A 16,365-nucleotide genomic window follows, 5' to 3' on the forward strand; every position below is an offset into this window, starting at 1 on the left:
GACCCTACTATATATAGCATTATCCGAGTATTAAAATACGACTCACATTTAATTATGCGCTATTCTGTATATTTGAAAACGTAGAGGCTTAATAGTTTAACTATTTATCATTACCAACAACTCGTTATTACCAGAAACGTTATACTTTTTATAAATCACAATAACAATTAGAGGACATCCCATGAGTAAGCAGATTTTATTGATTGAAGACGATCCAGATTTGGCTGAGCTGATCAGCGATTATTTGACCATGAACTATTATGATGTGCATCATGCTGGTCTTGGTCAAGAAGGTCTCGACTTATTAGACACCAAAGAGCGCGATATTGACTTGGTTGTATTGGATCTTATGCTACCTGATATGGACGGTATGCAAGTATGTCAAAAGATTCGTGGCAACAAGAATAACATGACCAATAAAGTACCTATTATTATGCTGACCGCAAAAGGCGATACAACCGATCGCGTGTTGGGGCTAGAGATGGGTGCTGACGATTATATCGCCAAGCCTTTTGAACCACGTGAGCTTTTAGCTCGTATTCGTGCGGTTATTCGTCGTCATGAGCAACCAAATCAAGCCGATAGCCAATCAGACAGCTTAACCTTTGGCCGTTTGAGTGTGTTCCCTGATAGTCATGAAGTCACTATCGATGACCAACCAGTACGTCTAACCACGCATCAGTTTCAGTTGTTACACTACTTCGCCACTCACTCTGGCAAAGTGTTGAATCGTGAGCAGCTCTGGCAAGCGATGCCAAATGATGACAGCTCAGACAACATTGACCGTGCAATTGATGTACATATTTCGCGTCTACGTGCTTTGATCGAGGACAACCCACGCCAACCAAAGCGTATTATTACCGTACGCGGCGTCGGCTATCAATTTGCCACTGATCAAGTATGATCGTAAAGGATACCTAATTAGCTGACTCATGATGTAAACTCTATATCATGAGTCGGTACAAGCGTTTAATAATAGAGATCGTTTAATGCAGCAATTGGGTTTTCGTTCCGTATTTGCCAAACTATTTGCCAGCGTTATGCTGGCACTTACTTTATTTGCTGTGGCAATGGTGCTGTTGACCCAACTTGTTCATGACAAAGACGCTGGCATACGCTCAGAAATATTAGCCACACAGATTCTAGGACAAATTGATCCATTCTTACACGAATTAAATATCTCCATCAGCAAAGACAATCGTTTGCAGTCTCGTTTTATGCTGGCTGTCGTTAAGAAAAGCTTTGATATTTTTGATGAATCACTGCAAGCGAAAATGGGATTGTATGACAGCGAAGGTCGGCTGCTTATGCAAACTGACAATAGCGACCTACCCCTAGAGCTTCCCCCTACTCCGTCTTTGTTCTCGCGCGTTTTTCCGTCACTTGCAGATACATCACCTACTAAGCAAGCCCAAGTGTATAGCAGTACGGGTTACACCTTATTATACGAATCACGTCTAACGCCTAAAAAACCTGTCCTTTCTGCAGCCTTGAACTTGTTCACTGGTACGTTACTACTGCTACTCATCATGGCAGGTGTGCTATGGTTGATTGCCCGGACGATGACGTGGCGTATTGACCAGTTGAGCCAACAAATGACTCAATTGGGTGATGGTGATTTTACGGTGCGAGTGAATGCACGTGGTAATGATGAAATCGCTGCACTAGCACGTGGATTCAACCAAGCAGCACAAAAAATTGAACACTTAATTGATGCCAATAATTTACTATTAGCACATGCCTCTCATGAGCTACGCACACCGATTACACGTATTCGCCTACAGATTGAAATGATGGATATGTTGGCTGGTGCGCTACCAACTGATACCAAAGCAAAGTTCGATAAACGGGCACAAGCAATCAATAGAGACTTGTCAGGTCTTAATGACTTAGTAGAAAGCATATTATTGGTTAGCCGTTTGGATGCAGGTCATGCCTTACAGCAAGTTGAAAACTTAGATTTGTATGATCTGGTAAATCAAGAACGTCAGCACTATCCTGAAGCCACGCTGATTGGTGAGCACATCGTGATAGATGGTCAGTCATCAATGTTGACTCATTTGATTCGTAATTTACTTACCAACGCTATGCTACATGGCAAGCCGCCTGTTACGGTATTGCTATACGGTGTTCAGAGCATAGAAGAAGCCGGAACTGTGCCCGACTATCTATTACAAACAGTGCTATGCAGCAGCTTTGTCGATTACAACAGTTTAGACTTTGACGATTATGAAGAAAACGCTGATGCCAAGGTAATTGAACACCAAACTGCTAAGCAGGAAGCTACTAGTTCGGTTGATAAAAATAAATCAGAAACGACTGACTCAATAGTAGAGCTACCAACGCCGACTATCTACAAAAACGGTGAGGATATAGCTGCTAACAATGAGAATAACGAGAGCAATGATGATGCCAGCCTTGATAACGGCCTTTCAGATGAAAGCTTGATAGACAATGCTAGCAAACCCCAACCTACTACTGGCGAATCTTCACTACTTGCTGACTATTACAGCTTTACCAGTGAATTAACTGACAGAATTAAGAAAGTTATTTGGAAGGCTGTTCCAGACTCTACTGAACCTGCTAGCGACGCCGATAATACCAACAATGCTAACGTGACTGAAGTAGCATCAACAAGCTCTATAAGCAACGTAGAAAGCGAGAATACTGGCACTCTTATCGAGAACAGTGTTCAAAAATCAGATAGTTCTATTACTGATGCCGCTACTAAAAATAACGGCTCAAATAATACGAAAGATGACGCCAAATCTAATAGCTCAAACAATGAGAACTCAGGCGCAGTCGTGCGTAAAGAAGGCTTATTTGCCAAGCATATGAAAAAAGCCAAAACTGAACCTGAACGTCCTCTGCCAAAATATGCCGTGCTGGCTGTAATCGACGAAGGCACTGGTATCCCTGAAGGCAAACGAGAAGAAGTCTTCAGTCCATTTGTACGTTTGCAGCAAAAAAATAAAGGCTCTGGATTAGGGTTGTCTTTAGTCTCACAAATCGTTACCGCTCATCAAGGGCGCATTATTACAGATACGCTAAATGGTCATACTAGATTTTTAGTGACTATCCCAATTCATCATGATCCTCATTACAACTATCACGAGTAATCAATCCCCATCATTATATAGATAGCTATCACGCTGTCACCTTCACATTTGCCATTTTAACTGCTTATTCTTAATAGCTATTAATCATAAGCCGGACACGTATGTGCATATCCAAAGTGCCTGATAATATGCTATATTACCGCCCCTTATTATACGGTTATTGACTGTTGTCGTTTTGACAAGCTTCTTACATATTGAAAGAGGCCTGATGACGCGTTTTTAACCATTAAAAAATTTATTAAATTTTGAGCCCTCCATGAATGACATGATTGTCTTAAACGATGTGACCAAAAGTTTTTTAAGCGACCGATCAATCAAAGACAAAGACGGCAAACCACATTGGTTTACCGCTGTTGAGCCGACATCTCTGACTATCAAACAAGGCGAAATCTTTGGTCTAATGGGTTATTCAGGGGCAGGTAAATCTACCTTATTGCGCCTAATTAACATGCTTGAGCGTCCAGATTCGGGTCAAGTCGTGATAGATGGTACTGACCTAACCACGCTGTCTGCCAGTGAGCTACGCATTGCCCGTCATAATATCAGTATGATTTTTCAGCAGTTTAATCTGATGTCTAATCAAACGGTTTTTGACAACGTGGCATTTAACTTGAAAATCTCTGGTTATCCAAGTCGCGACATTCATAAGCGCGTCATGGATTGTCTTGCGATTGTTGATTTGACCGATCGTGCTGGCCACTATCCTGCGCAGCTATCAGGCGGACAAAAACAGCGTGTGGGTATTGCTCGCGCGATTGCCCCTAGTCCAAAAGTATTGTTGGCCGATGAGCCAACCAGTGCGCTTGACCCTGCAACGACCCGTAGTTTGCTAACTTGTCTGCGCGATATCAATGAGCAGCTTGGCGTGACTATCGTCATCGTGACCCATGAGATGAGTGTTATTCGTAGACTTTGCGATCGCGCAGCATTATTGCATCAAGGACAACTATTAGAAGTTGCGGATGTGCGAGACGGTCTGATTCAAGCAACCACCCCGATTGGCAAAGGCCTAGTCGTCGAGGACTAATGAGGCAGGAGAAATAGATATGTTAACTGGTACTGAATTATCCGCCTCTATAGACAAGCTACTTGTGTTACGCAAAGAGATCGTGAGCGCGTTTATTGATACGTTTGTGATGCTTGGTATTTCCACCACGGTCGCAATCGTCATCGGTGGACTGTTTGGCGTATTCTTGTTTTTGTCTAGTGATCGACAGTTTTTGCAAAACAAGACGTTGTACGGTGTGCTTGGCGGTATTACCAACTTTATGCGTGCTTTCCCTTTCGTGATTTTGATGATTGCAATGAGTCCGTTTACCAAGGCCATCGTTGGTACAGGTATCGGACCGATCGCTGCATCACTGGTACTTGCTATCGCTGGTTCGTTTTATTTTGCGCGTTTGGTCGAGCAAAATTTACGTGAAGTGCCGCGCGGTATTATCGAGGCAACCGAATCGATGGGTGCACGACCTTTTACCATTATTAAAGTATTACTCAATGAAGCGCGCTCAGGTTTAGTATTGTCAGTCACTATTCTTTGTATCAGCTTGCTCTCTTATTCAGCGGCGGCTGGTATGATTGGTGGTGGCGGTTTGGGTGATCTAGCCATTCGTTATGGCTATTATCGCTATCAAACCGAGGTAATGATTTTTATCGTGATTGTACTATCCATCATGGTTATCTCGATTCAAGCCTCTGGTAACTGGCTCGCCAATCGTTTAGACAAACGTTAAACCGCTTTAGAGAATACTTGACTTTACGAGCGACTAGGTTTATTTTTGGCAACACTCAACCCTTATCTCAGCTCTTACAACAAAAGCAGCATTACTATTTATAATGTTGCTTTTTTAATGTTCAGACGATAAACGTTTTACTCAACCCCATTCATTATTAAGGACATATTATGAAATTAACAGATATCAGCCGTCAGTTAGCTACCGCATTTGCCGCTGTTGGTGTATCAGGTCTAGTCTTAGTCGGTTGCAGCAATTCATCAGCGCCAGAAGCAACTAAAGAGCCAGTAACCGAAGGTACCACTGCAGAAACTGCCGCTAGCGATATCGATCCTGACCATACCAAAATCGTTATTGGTACGACTGAAGGCGATTTTGCTGATATGGTTCGTAACCAAGTGAAGAGCACGCTTGAAGCTCAAGGTTATGAAGTTGAGTTGATTGCTTTTACTGATTATGTCCGTCCTAACCTTGCATTGGCTGAAGGCGATTTGGATATCAACATCTTCCAACATAAGCCTTACCTTGATACCTTCAAAAAAGAAAACAACCTTGATTTGGTTGAAGTATTCCAAGTACCAACGGCTCCACTTGGCATCTACTCAGGTAAAAAGACTAGCCTTGACGCTGCATTCAAAGGTATGAGTGTTTCTGCACCAAACGATCCAAGTAACTTTGCTCGTGCTTTGGTAATGATGGATGATCTTGGTTGGATTACCCTAAAAGACGACATCGATCCATTGACTGCGTCAAAAGCTGATATTGCTGACAACAGCAAATACGATATCGAAATCGTTGAGCTAGAAGCTGCTCAATTACCACGCGCACGTGATGAAGTTGACTTCGCAGTTATCAACGGTAACTATGCTACTGACTCTGGTATCAAATTGACCGAAGCATTGTTCCAAGAGCCAAGCTTTGCTTATGTAAACTGGTCAGCGATCAAATCTGCTGATACTGGTAAAAAATGGGTTGAAGATGTGACCAACGCTTATAACTCAGAAGCTTTCAAAAAGTACGCTCATGAAACGTTCCCTGGCTACAAGTACCCAAAAATCTGGGGTACTGATCATAGCGCACATACGGACACTGCTGCTAAAACTGAAAGCGCTGACGCTCCAGAAACTGCAGAAGCTGCTGCTCAGTAAGACTTTAAATCAAAATTACCTAGTTTTTTAGGTGTTATGATTGATAGAAACGCCCATTACTTAGAGTGATGGGCGTTTTTTTGTCTTTAATTTTGGGAGTGCTGTCTTCCAATACCGTTATTAAAAGACTAACTGTGCATTAAATAACTATCAAAAATCACGTTACAGCCTGTTTGCCCTTTGTAGGAAACCGTCACTCACGCTTCCACTTGTTCTTGGTTTTTCTTATAGTGGACAGGCTTAATAGTAATTTACTCGTTAGACCATACTATTGATGACATTTAAAACTAATGAAAATTATAAGACACACATAACAAGGATAATAATATGAGCGCTAAAAACTATAATATTCGTACCGCTGGACAAGCAAACATCCCCATCCTAGGGCTAGGTACTTGGCAGTCAACTGGGCAAGACTGCGTAGATGTGGTCAAAAAAGCGTTAGAAATGGGGTATGAGCATATCGATACCGCTCAAGCTTATGGCAATGAAAAAGAAGTTGGCGAAGGTATCAGACAGTCAGGCGTGGCTCGTGATAAGTTCTTTTTGACTACCAAGATTTTTCCAGATGATATGAAGTTTGAGCCAGAAAAACTGGTCGCAGCAGCAAAACGTTCTTTGGAAGATTTGGGTACAGATTATGTCGATCTGTTGCTATTGCACTGGCCTGATGACCGCGTGCCATTATCTGAGACCATTCCTGCGCTGTGTGAACTCCAAAAGCAAGGCTTGACGCGTCATATTGGTGTTTCAAACTTCAATATCGCTAATATCATTGAAGCCAAAAAATATGCTGATGTGCCTATCGTCGTGAACCAAGTAGAGTTTCATCCGTTTATTAAGCAAAACACATTGCAGACCTTCTTGAATAATCATCATATTCTACTAGAAGCCTACTCGCCATTAGCGCGTGGTGATGTATTTGATAACGAAGTGATTAAAGAGATTGCAAATAAGCACAACGTCACACCAGCACAAATCTCACTAGCATGGATCTTATCAGACAAGCATCGTGTGGCTATTCCAAAAACATCTAACCCTGATCACTTGCAAGGCAATCTAGATGCCATTAAGGTTGAGTTAAGTGCAGATGAGTTAGAAAAAATCGGTAACTTAGCCAGCTCTGACGGTCGTAAAATTGAGCACCCTGACTATAGCCCAGTATGGGATGACTAACAGGGTTAATAAGTACGATTAACTGATTAGCTAAACGCAGCAAAATAAAAAGCCACCGATAATCGGTGGCTTTTTTATATGGTACGAAAGCTTATAATCATTACTGCTGTAGCGTTTCGGTCTCATGAATCTTTTCAGCAGGATTATACTGTTCAGAAGTAGGTATCGCTCCGCTGCGATTATTTTCTTTCATAGATTTGGCGACTTCTGGTGGCATATAGTTTTCGTCATGCTTAGCCAGTACTTCCCCAGCAACGAAAGTATCTCCCTGCATTTTACCCGTAGCTACGACGCCTGAGTTTTCAGCAAATAGGTCTGGCAGAATACCTTGGTAAGTCACTGGCACGGTTGATTGAAAATCAGTAATCGCAAACTCAACATTTAATGGATTGTCTGCTGCACGCTGAACACTACCGGCAACCACCATACCACCAGCACGAATACGTTTGTCTTGAGGCGCTTCGCCTTGGGCAATAGCGGTTGCATCAAAGTAGTAGTCAGTTTGCTGCCCGATGGCATAGATAACCAACATAACTGCTACTGCCGCACCTGCCAGCGTAAACATAACCCACGTCAGTTTTTTCCGACGAACTGCATTCATACCACTACCCCATTAATGAGTCACTGTTTTAGGATCCATAATCAATCTACAAAACAGAAAAATTTGAAGAAACCACCATTAGAAAAACGTTCTAAAAATGTCTTTCTAATCGTACTCTTCTAGTCGCTATATGGTAGCATTTTTCAGACAAATCAATAAGCCTCATCACTGCCTATAAGGTCATATTTTTGTCAGTGTAAGGATACGGTTTCTTACGCTAAAACCATGATATTAAGATGATTTTTATTCAGATTGCCTAATCACAGAAGTCACAGGCGTTGAGGTTTTGGTCGTCCGTTGTGCTTGACGCGCTTGCTGGATGGTCAGCTGTTTGATAAGTGACTGTCGCTGTCTGCGGCTATAGATAATAAATGCCAACATCACGCCGATCGTTATCGCCCAGCACGACCACACAAAAACCCCATGCTTACCCATGGCGAAAAACTCAGATACGCTATAAAAGTAAGGCTGCATAGTATTTTCCTAGCCGTTATTTGTGTTGACCACGAATGTATTCTTTAACCCACGCTTTGCCTTGATCACGGTATAGAATCAGCGTGTTGGTACGATAAATCGCTAATGTCGCAACCAGTAAATAGCTGCCGATAATCATCAGTAACAATGGCATCCACATATCTGCCGACATCTTTGGTGCGGCGGTCAAACTAAAGGTCGCGCCTTGATGCAAGGTATTCCACCACTCTACTGAGTACTTGATAATAGGCAGGTTCACTGCGCCCACGATAGATAAAATAGCAGCCGCTTTACCACGATTGGCCGTATGCTCAAAAGCGGCAAACAGTGCCATCACGCCCGCGTATAGAAACGCCAATATCAGCATTGACGTAAGGCGTGCGTCCCATACCCAGTAAGTACCCCATGTTGGCTTTGCCCAGATAGAGCCTGTAAGCAGACTGATGACACACAGCAAAAACCCCATCGGGGCAAGTGCCTGCGCGACCAAACTGGCCGTCTTAATCTTCCATACCAAATAAATCACTCCCAGAACTGCAAGGGAAAAATAGATAGAAATGGCAAGACTGGCCGCTGGCACATGGATAAAGATAATGCGATAGCTATTGCCCTGAAGATAATCAGGCGGCGCAAAAGCAAGGCCCCATACGCTACCAATGAGCAAACAGAGACTGGCTAGTATCGCTAACCACTTGACCCAAGGGCTAAAGATACGAAAAAACTGCTTGGTACCCACAGTGGTCAAGAAACCCTGCCAAATGCGCTGCCACAAGCTAGGGGATGAGACGTTATTCAGGTTGGGCATGGGAAGAAACCTATTACACAGCTTACTGGCGATAAATGATGTGGTCTATAAAAGCACCACTATCAACTCACCTGCTGGCGTTAAACACTGGATAGAATCTACAAAGAGCTGTTTACGTATTCAGTTGACTATTATAGCAAAATTGCCAGTTTTCACCACGGTGTTAATACATGTGATGTAGATAACTAGTTTTCGATGGCTAGGCTTAGATGGCTAGGTTCAGATAACTAGATTTATATTGCTAGGTTTAGATAATCAAATTTCGAAATCTGGACTTTAGGATTACAAAACGCAAATCATTTAATTAAGCCATGACATTTTTAAAGTGGTAGCAATCACCCATGGCATGACTAAGACAGAAATAATACTTCCTGCTAGTAATAAGGCTAGAATAGGCAAACCGTTCAGCCCAGAAGCAAATAAATCAACCGCACCTGTAGCAAAAATCAATACTGGCAACTGCATTGGTAAAGCAATCAAAGGAACTAATACTGCGCCATTCTTCAATGATAGCGTCAAACTACTGGCTACTGCTGATAGCATTAGGAGCATTGGACTACCTGTCACGATAGAAGCCATCAATATCCACGCTTCAAACCAACTAAGCTGAAATAACGGCACGGCAAGCAAACTAAGCGCCGCCACAATACCACTGCTAAAAATCCAATGAATGACCAGTCTAATCAGCACCCATAACGGTAGTGACGCTTTGGCCACGACCAATTGCGCAAGCGTACCATTATCAAGCGCAGGCTTAAATAATCCATCAACGCCCATTACCAGTGACAGCAACGCAGCAATCCACACGGCTGATACGCCCAGACGCTGCAATAGCGCAGGCTCACTACCCACTGCCAACGGAAACAAAGTAATAATCACTAAGAATAGTACTAATGGATACAACCATTGTACCGCTCCTTGCTGCTTGACTTGCCATTCGCGTCGCCACAGCTGCATAAACCCAATACTGCGAGGTGCTACGACAATAGCATTTGGACTTTTATTCATGGCTGCTACTGATCCTACTTGTATTGGGCTGTCTGTCATTATTTGTCCTTGCACATATACTGATGGTACTGATAGCAATCAAACTTATACCATATAATCTGACAAATCGAGCACCTGATTGGCGACACCGACTGCCTGATGGCTGGTCATTAGTATCGACCCGCCAGCCTGTGCAAATTCGCATAACCGCTCTTCCATACGTGCCACCATATCGACATCCAGCGCCGTGAAAGGCTCATCAAGTAACCAGAGCGGTGTCACGTCAGGAGTTAACAAGTACAATCGTGCCAGCGTGATGCGCCGCGTTTGCCCAGCGGACAAATGACTTGAGCTGATCGTTTCAAACCCTTGTAGCCCAACCCATGTGAGTGCATCGTCAATATCAGCAGCGCTTGGAGTAATACCATATAAGTTCAGTAGAAACGTCAGGTTTTGTGCCACTGTCAGATTCGGATGAATGCCTAACTGGTGCGAGACATATAAAGGCTGAACTGGCAGACTCGACTGTCCTTGATAAGTAACTTGACCTGACAAAACAGGTAACAATCCAGCTAACTGCATGAGTAACGTGGTCTTTCCCGTCCCATTTGCCCCGATTAGATGGCAAATACTACCCGTAGATAGCTGCAACGCAACTCCTTCGCACAGCGGTATCTCACCGCGCTGAACCGTCAGCTCATCAAGTGCAAGTAAAGGCGTACCCAAAAACGTCATCAAAACCTCTGGTTATTTATCAAGCAGCAGTCAATATTCATCACAAATAAAGGCAATGTTCGTGGCATAATACCCTATGCTCGCTACAAACACACAGTATAACAAATTGTCGATTACTCTGACTTCAAAAAATACGACCTCAAAATATGACTTCAAAATCTATGCCGACTTCACAAGATAGCCAAAAGCCTAATACTGCTGCAGAAACTAACAATGACAACGCAGACACCAAATTGTCAAAAGAGCCAACAGCCAGCCATTTAACAGTAGATAGTTTGATCGATGCTCAAGTCAACTTTATGCAGCAGTGGTTGCACAATCAAGCTGAGCCACTAGCGATGGAAGCTTGGCAATGGTTTGGTGCGCAGCCTTTAAACAAATATATCACCTGTGATCATTTACAGCAGCTGATGAAAGACTGGCTGTTAAATCAGCCGATGACTGAGGTGATGCGTACCGATATCCGTGATATTTTGCATACCATTATTTATCATCCAGTCAATGACAACGTGCCTTTGTCTGAGCTGGTCGATGATACCCAAGTTGAAACGCTGGCCAACTATATCGGTAGCCATGAGCAGCAGCGCAACATATTGATTCATACGCTGGTCGGTAACGAAACCTTTGCAGATTTATTGACCCAAACACTCTATCACGCTATCAACGACTTTATGGAAAGCACACTCGATAAAGCAGGTGGCGTTGGTAAATTGATGAAGCTTGGACGCAGCTCTTTTGAAAAGGCGACCAACAGAAACCTCGATGAAAAACTGCAAACGTACCTGCATCGCAATATCAAAGATTTGACGCGCAAAGCCGAAGCCAATGCACAAGAACACTTATCAAACGAAGAAGTGGCGCGTCTGATGGTCATGGGCTGGGATCGCATCAAGGACCAACCGATCAGCGAGATACAAACCTACTTAAGCGATGAACCCGGTAATAGTAGCATTGACCATATCGAAGCCAGCATCCAACAAAGCTATGACCGCCTGCGACTGTCACCGTATCTGCACAGCTTAGTCTCGGCAAGCATTGACACTTGGTATGCCAATCATCAGTCTGACACGATGGCGACCATCGCGGCAAGTTTGCACATTGATGAAGCGGCCATGAAGCAATGTAGCACTACCCTACTGCCTATCGTGTACGATGCTCTTGAGACGCCTTGGTTGACGGCTCATATTCGTGAAATGCTAGCAGCGTTCTATGCACAGCCTGCTATCAAAGAAGGTTTGGCGCACGGTCACGATTAATTTATAACCCTTACTTGTCAACATACTATTATGAGTCAATGCAATAAACTCAGCTTGTGGCAAAAAATAAAACGGTTACTGACTGCTTCCGCACCGCAGTCAGTCGTCGATGCTGCAAGCGAGCAAAGGCCTGCATCACTTGCTGACAGCGAGGTTAATAATACAAAAAATATATCAGCTGATATTCCTGATATCTCTCATGAGTTAGAGACGAATCAGGGCAGCGAACAGGATAGCAATCAAGCGCAAGCAAATACATCTCAACTTAAAACCGATAACTTAAAAACCGAGAGCGCAAATGCAGAATCTCAAAACCAAAGTGACACGCCTATCGTCGACTGCTTAAAACAATACTTCAATGACAAGCAGTGGCACTACACGCACTATCGACCCAAAACCAACGACAGCCAAAAATCACATCATTTATCCTTAAGAATGCGTCATAAGCAAATAAACTGTGGCTATCTGTTTCGGGTGCAAGAAAAAAATAAGCTGCTGGCAGTTTATGGCATTCTGCCATTTCTGATACCAGAAAGTCATCAAAGTGCCGCGATGCTACTTATTACCCAAATCAACTATGACATGCTAATCGGCAATCTAGAGATGGATGTCAACGATGGCGAAATACGCTACAAAAACGCTATCGATGTCGAAGCAGTTGGGATCGACAATGAGATCATTGAGCATTTATTGCAAAGTGTGGTTGCGATGACTACGGTCGCCAACGAGCTTTTTGGCAACTTGGTTAATAATCAAGACCCTGCTGAAGACATGCAAACGCTACTTGTCGAGCTACGTCAACAGTCAAACGCGCGCACGTTCTTTTTACCAACTCAGTTTGTTCAATAGTTCAATCCGTTCGATAATTAAGTTCATTCGATAAACTGGTTTTTCAGTCAAGCCATAATCTACGATAGCGGATACTTATCTCTTTATTTTTCTATCTAAAAACCATCAATATTAAGCTAGAAATCTTATGCTAAAAATTGCCTACTCTGACGTCTTTCGATATTCCGTGCCAGAAAAGCACCGCTTCCCCATGCAAAAGTACATTATGATTCCTGAGCGTTTGCTGGCAGAAGGAACGATCAGCCAAGATAACTTCTTTGCCCCTGCTCGCTTGAGCGAAGATGAGATTTTGACCACGCATACTGCAGAATACTGGTATCAGCTTAAAAATCAAACACTGCCGCGCAAGGCTGCTCGCGCTATCGGATTTGAGATGACCCCGCAGTTGGTCGAGCGCGGTCGTTATATTGCCCATGCAACGTATGAGTGCGCGCTATATGCTCAGCAATATGGCGTGGCTATGAATGTTGCAGGCGGCACCCATCACTCTTTTGCTAGTCATGGAGAAGGGTTTTGTGTCTTCAATGATGTTTGTATCGCTAGCAACTTACTACTAAATCGTGGACAGGCAAAGAAGATTTTAGTTATCGATTTGGACGTTCATCAAGGCAATGGCAACGCCAGTATCATGGCAGATGAGCCACGCGTTTTTGTCTTTAGCATGCACGGTGCAAAGAACTATCCGTTTCGTAAGCAAGTATCAGACTTAGATATTGAGCTAGACAATGATACCGGCGATGCTGAGTATTTACAGATATTAGAAGACACGCTACCACGCTTAATCGCTGAGGTTGCGCCAGATATGATTTTTTATCAGTCTGCTGTCGACGTGCTCGCTACTGATAAGCTCGGCAAACTTGGCTTAACACAAGCAGGATGCAAGGCGCGTGATGAATATGTTCTGCAGCAAGCAAAAGCCGCCAATATCCCTGTCGCTATCGTGATGGGTGGCGGCTATTCAGAAGATATCGAAGATGTGATCGAAGCGCATTGTAATACCTTTCGTTTAGCACAGCAGATATTTTTTGAAGAATTGGTCTAATAACATATCGCTGAAAGGTGAAGACGATTCCAGAGTTGGAATGGCTCATATGCTCTAGTTATAACAATGCCGTAATGCCTTGCCAACCAACGCGTATTCCAAGCACGATTAAAATCAATAAAATAAGCTGACGAAAACGCGCTTGCGGTAAATAGCGACGCAAACGGATTCCAACCAAAAGAGTCACTATAGATAACACACTCAAAAAAGTAATCAGCTGCCACTCACCACTGCTCAGTGCCATGATAGGCTCACGCAACACGATAATTTGGGCAATCTTTCCTAAGAAATAGCACATGTTACCGACTTTGGCGATGGTATTTTTATCGTCACTGGCAGACAACAAATACATCATCAGGATGGTCGACATTGCATTGGTCGAGCCGCCAATCACGCCTGCACCAAAACCAACGGCAATTAACATAGGCTTGGTGTTTGGTAGACGGATTTGCTTACCAAGTAAACTACTCACAACGTAGAAGGCAATGACCGCGGCCAACAATAAGAGAATATAAGCGCTATCGACCCATAGCAAGAGTTTCGCACCTAAAATACTACCTAGTAAGCTGGTAAGCGCAAGCAACCAATAGCGTCTACCGTAGTAGATAAAGTTTTGCCAAATGGTGCGCTCACCACCTACTAGCCAGGTCATCACATTAACGACTAGCGAGGGGAAAATCACTAACACAATGGCGTGTTGCAATGGGTACATACTAGCAAGCGCAGTGGTCGTCACTAGCGTTGCGCCAAGTCCGCTAATACCATGCAGCAGTGAAGCAAGCGCAAAAATGATCGTCAGCACTAGCATTTGAGTGCTATCGTTACCAGCTATATTCATCATATCGGTCACACCATTTTAGGCTCAGCGTCTGTATCTACACACTATCTACATGCTAGCTATCAGATTTAGCGCCTGTAGCTCTAACTATCTTTACGTTGACCGATTGCTTGACCGATGATGCTAGCCAGTTGCTCAGCAATTTTATCCTTACTGGTCTTCTCAAGTGTTACCGCGTCACGCTCATAGCGCTCAGAGAAAAACACCTGCATCGCATTGTCATCACTAGCAAAACCGATATCTGCGCGTGAGACATCATTGCAAGCAATCATATCCAAATCTTTTGCGACCAACTTACCACGGGCATAACGCTCGACATCTTGCGTCTCTGCGGCAAAGCCGACGACAAATAGCTCTGGATGCGCAAGAGAAATCGTCGCTAGAATATCAGGGTTTTTAACCAGACTGAGCGTCATGGCATCTTGTGTCTTTTTAATTTTTTGCGGTGCAGCTTCTTCCGTACGATAATCTGCCACTGCTGCGGTCGCGATAAAAATATCTGCTTTTACAAATTGGTTGTCATCATCAGACTGTAACGAGTCGTGATTGTCATTATGGTTATGGTCGCTTACATCGTCATCACCGCAACCACAGTCGCCATGATGATGCTCGTGAGAATGGTTGTGAGAGTGATCGTGCTCATGAGAATGGTCATGCTCATCTTCAAAGACTAATTGAAGCTCGCTATGCGTACCTTCCACACATTGCTGTGCGGCTACCAGCATATCTTCGGCAGACAGTACATCGATTCGTGTGACATTGAGCGGCGTGGGCAATGCCACTTTACCACCAGCGATTAAGACAACGTCTGCGCCAGCAGCCACACAGGCACGGGCCAATGCAAAGCCCATTTTTCCTGAAGAGTGATTAGACAAATAACGCACAGGGTCGATCGCTTCTACTGTTGGACCTGCAGTAATAACTACTCTTTTACCCGCCAGTAATTGTGGCGTCGTATTCATCGCTATGAACAGCAACACCTCATCCAATAACTGTTCAGGCTCAGGCAATCGCCCTGCTCCGACATCACCGCACGCTTGCTCACCGCTAGCTGGCTGGATAATTTGATAATTCATATCGCGCAATGTTTGCACATTTAGGTTGACTGCTGGATGTGCCCACATCTGCTGATTCATTGCAGGCGCAATAATGACAGGCGCAGTAGTGGCAAGACACACTGTGGTCAATAAATCATCAGCCATACCCATGGCCAGACGTGCAAGCGTGTTGGCTGAAGCAGGTGCAATCACGATTAAGTCGGCCCACTTGGCCAGCTCAATATGTCCCATGCCTGCCTCGGCTTGCTCATCGAGCAACGAGACATGCACCTCGTTACCCGTCAACGCTTGTAGCGTCAGCGGTGTGATAAATGCTTGTGCACCCGTCGTCATGATAACGCGCACATCAAAGCCTGCCTTGACTAACAAGCGGGCAAATATAGCAGATTTATAAGCGGCGATACCGCCAGTAATAGCAAGCACAATATTGGACATAAGCGTGGCATCAACAAAAAAGTGAAAAGATAAAATTGCGCTTATAGTAACAATTATGAGATAAATTGGGTAAGATTTTCCGTATCTATCTCAGATAACGAGTATCCAC

General features: G+C 43.8%; 16 protein-coding genes. 9 read left to right on the plus strand and 7 right to left on the minus strand.

Annotated elements, in window-relative coordinates; translation table 11 throughout:
* Nucleotides 1–181 precede the first annotated feature (181 nt).
* The 6 genes from JMX07_RS01775 to JMX07_RS01800 all read left to right on the plus strand — a co-directional run bounded on the left by JMX07_RS01775 (nucleotide 182) and on the right by JMX07_RS01800 (nucleotide 7,176).
* The gene (locus JMX07_RS01775) at nucleotides 182–904 is read left to right on the plus strand and encodes a response regulator transcription factor (RefSeq protein ID WP_057761578.1); all 723 of its coding nucleotides are present in this window, start codon (nucleotides 182–184) and stop codon (nucleotides 902–904) included.
* Nucleotides 905–989: 85 nt separating this feature from the next.
* Entirely contained in the window at nucleotides 990–3,119 is a 2,130-nt protein-coding gene (locus JMX07_RS01780; protein WP_201605826.1) for a sensor histidine kinase, read from the plus strand.
* A 256-nt stretch (nucleotides 3,120–3,375) separates the two neighbouring features.
* Nucleotides 3,376–4,146 carry a methionine ABC transporter ATP-binding protein gene (locus JMX07_RS01785; RefSeq protein ID WP_201605827.1) on the plus strand — a complete coding sequence of 257 codons (771 nt, stop codon included), beginning with the start codon at nucleotides 3,376–3,378 and terminating at the stop codon, nucleotides 4,144–4,146.
* Nucleotides 4,147–4,195: 49 nt separating this feature from the next.
* Nucleotides 4,196–4,852: a methionine ABC transporter permease gene (locus tag JMX07_RS01790; RefSeq protein ID WP_413786650.1), complete on the plus strand. Its 657-nt coding sequence runs from the start codon at nucleotides 4,196–4,198 to the stop codon at nucleotides 4,850–4,852.
* 170 nt (nucleotides 4,853–5,022) lie between these two features.
* Nucleotides 5,023–6,000 carry a MetQ/NlpA family ABC transporter substrate-binding protein gene (locus JMX07_RS01795; RefSeq protein WP_201605829.1) on the plus strand — a complete coding sequence of 326 codons (978 nt, stop codon included), beginning with the start codon at nucleotides 5,023–5,025 and terminating at the stop codon, nucleotides 5,998–6,000.
* A 327-nt stretch (nucleotides 6,001–6,327) separates the two neighbouring features.
* On the plus strand, nucleotides 6,328–7,176 hold the full coding sequence (locus tag JMX07_RS01800; protein WP_201579144.1) for an aldo/keto reductase: 849 nt from the start codon (nucleotides 6,328–6,330) through the stop codon (nucleotides 7,174–7,176).
* A 100-nt stretch (nucleotides 7,177–7,276) separates the two neighbouring features.
* On the opposite strand, the gene ccmE is transcribed toward JMX07_RS01800, so the two are convergent.
* The 5 genes from ccmE to ccmA all read right to left on the minus strand — a co-directional run bounded on the left by ccmE (nucleotide 7,277) and on the right by ccmA (nucleotide 10,778).
* Nucleotides 7,277–7,777, minus strand: coding sequence for a cytochrome c maturation protein CcmE (gene ccmE, locus JMX07_RS01805; RefSeq protein ID WP_102091822.1), 501 nt, complete (start codon nucleotides 7,775–7,777; stop codon nucleotides 7,277–7,279).
* 243 nt (nucleotides 7,778–8,020) lie between these two features.
* A complete protein-coding gene (gene ccmD / locus JMX07_RS01810) occupies nucleotides 8,021–8,251 on the minus strand; it encodes a heme exporter protein CcmD (protein WP_102094072.1) in 231 nt (76 codons plus the stop codon).
* A 16-nt stretch (nucleotides 8,252–8,267) separates the two neighbouring features.
* The gene (gene ccmC, locus JMX07_RS01815; RefSeq protein WP_057761594.1) at nucleotides 8,268–9,056 is read right to left on the minus strand and encodes a heme ABC transporter permease CcmC; all 789 of its coding nucleotides are present in this window, start codon (nucleotides 9,054–9,056) and stop codon (nucleotides 8,268–8,270) included.
* Nucleotides 9,057–9,356: 300 nt separating this feature from the next.
* The gene (locus JMX07_RS01820; protein WP_201606124.1) at nucleotides 9,357–10,013 is read right to left on the minus strand and encodes a heme exporter protein CcmB; all 657 of its coding nucleotides are present in this window, start codon (nucleotides 10,011–10,013) and stop codon (nucleotides 9,357–9,359) included.
* 135 nt (nucleotides 10,014–10,148) lie between these two features.
* Nucleotides 10,149–10,778, minus strand: coding sequence for a heme ABC exporter ATP-binding protein CcmA (gene ccmA, locus JMX07_RS01825; RefSeq protein WP_201605831.1), 630 nt, complete (start codon nucleotides 10,776–10,778; stop codon nucleotides 10,149–10,151).
* Between the two features lie 146 nt (nucleotides 10,779–10,924).
* On the opposite strand from ccmA, the gene JMX07_RS01830 reads away from it, so the two are divergent.
* The 3 genes from JMX07_RS01830 to JMX07_RS01840 all read left to right on the plus strand — a co-directional run bounded on the left by JMX07_RS01830 (nucleotide 10,925) and on the right by JMX07_RS01840 (nucleotide 13,925).
* Entirely contained in the window at nucleotides 10,925–12,034 is a 1,110-nt protein-coding gene (locus tag JMX07_RS01830) for a hypothetical protein (protein WP_227684587.1), read from the plus strand.
* Nucleotides 12,035–12,064: 30 nt separating this feature from the next.
* Entirely contained in the window at nucleotides 12,065–12,883 is an 819-nt protein-coding gene (locus tag JMX07_RS01835) for a YbjN domain-containing protein (protein ID WP_201605834.1), read from the plus strand.
* 127 nt (nucleotides 12,884–13,010) lie between these two features.
* A complete protein-coding gene (locus JMX07_RS01840) occupies nucleotides 13,011–13,925 on the plus strand; it encodes a histone deacetylase (protein WP_201605836.1) in 915 nt (304 codons plus the stop codon).
* A 58-nt stretch (nucleotides 13,926–13,983) separates the two neighbouring features.
* On the opposite strand, the gene JMX07_RS01845 is transcribed toward JMX07_RS01840, so the two are convergent.
* Together JMX07_RS01845 and coaBC are read right to left on the minus strand one after the other, a co-directional pair.
* Nucleotides 13,984–14,766: a sulfite exporter TauE/SafE family protein gene (locus JMX07_RS01845; protein WP_101206033.1), complete on the minus strand. Its 783-nt coding sequence runs from the start codon at nucleotides 14,764–14,766 to the stop codon at nucleotides 13,984–13,986.
* 80 nt (nucleotides 14,767–14,846) lie between these two features.
* Nucleotides 14,847–16,256, minus strand: coding sequence for a bifunctional phosphopantothenoylcysteine decarboxylase/phosphopantothenate--cysteine ligase CoaBC (coaBC, locus tag JMX07_RS01850; RefSeq protein WP_201605844.1), 1,410 nt, complete (start codon nucleotides 16,254–16,256; stop codon nucleotides 14,847–14,849).
* Between the last annotated feature and the right edge of the window lie 109 nt (nucleotides 16,257–16,365).

The organism is Psychrobacter immobilis (genome assembly GCF_904846235.1).
In the GTDB taxonomy this organism is placed as follows: domain Bacteria; phylum Pseudomonadota; class Gammaproteobacteria; order Pseudomonadales; family Moraxellaceae; genus Psychrobacter; species Psychrobacter immobilis_C.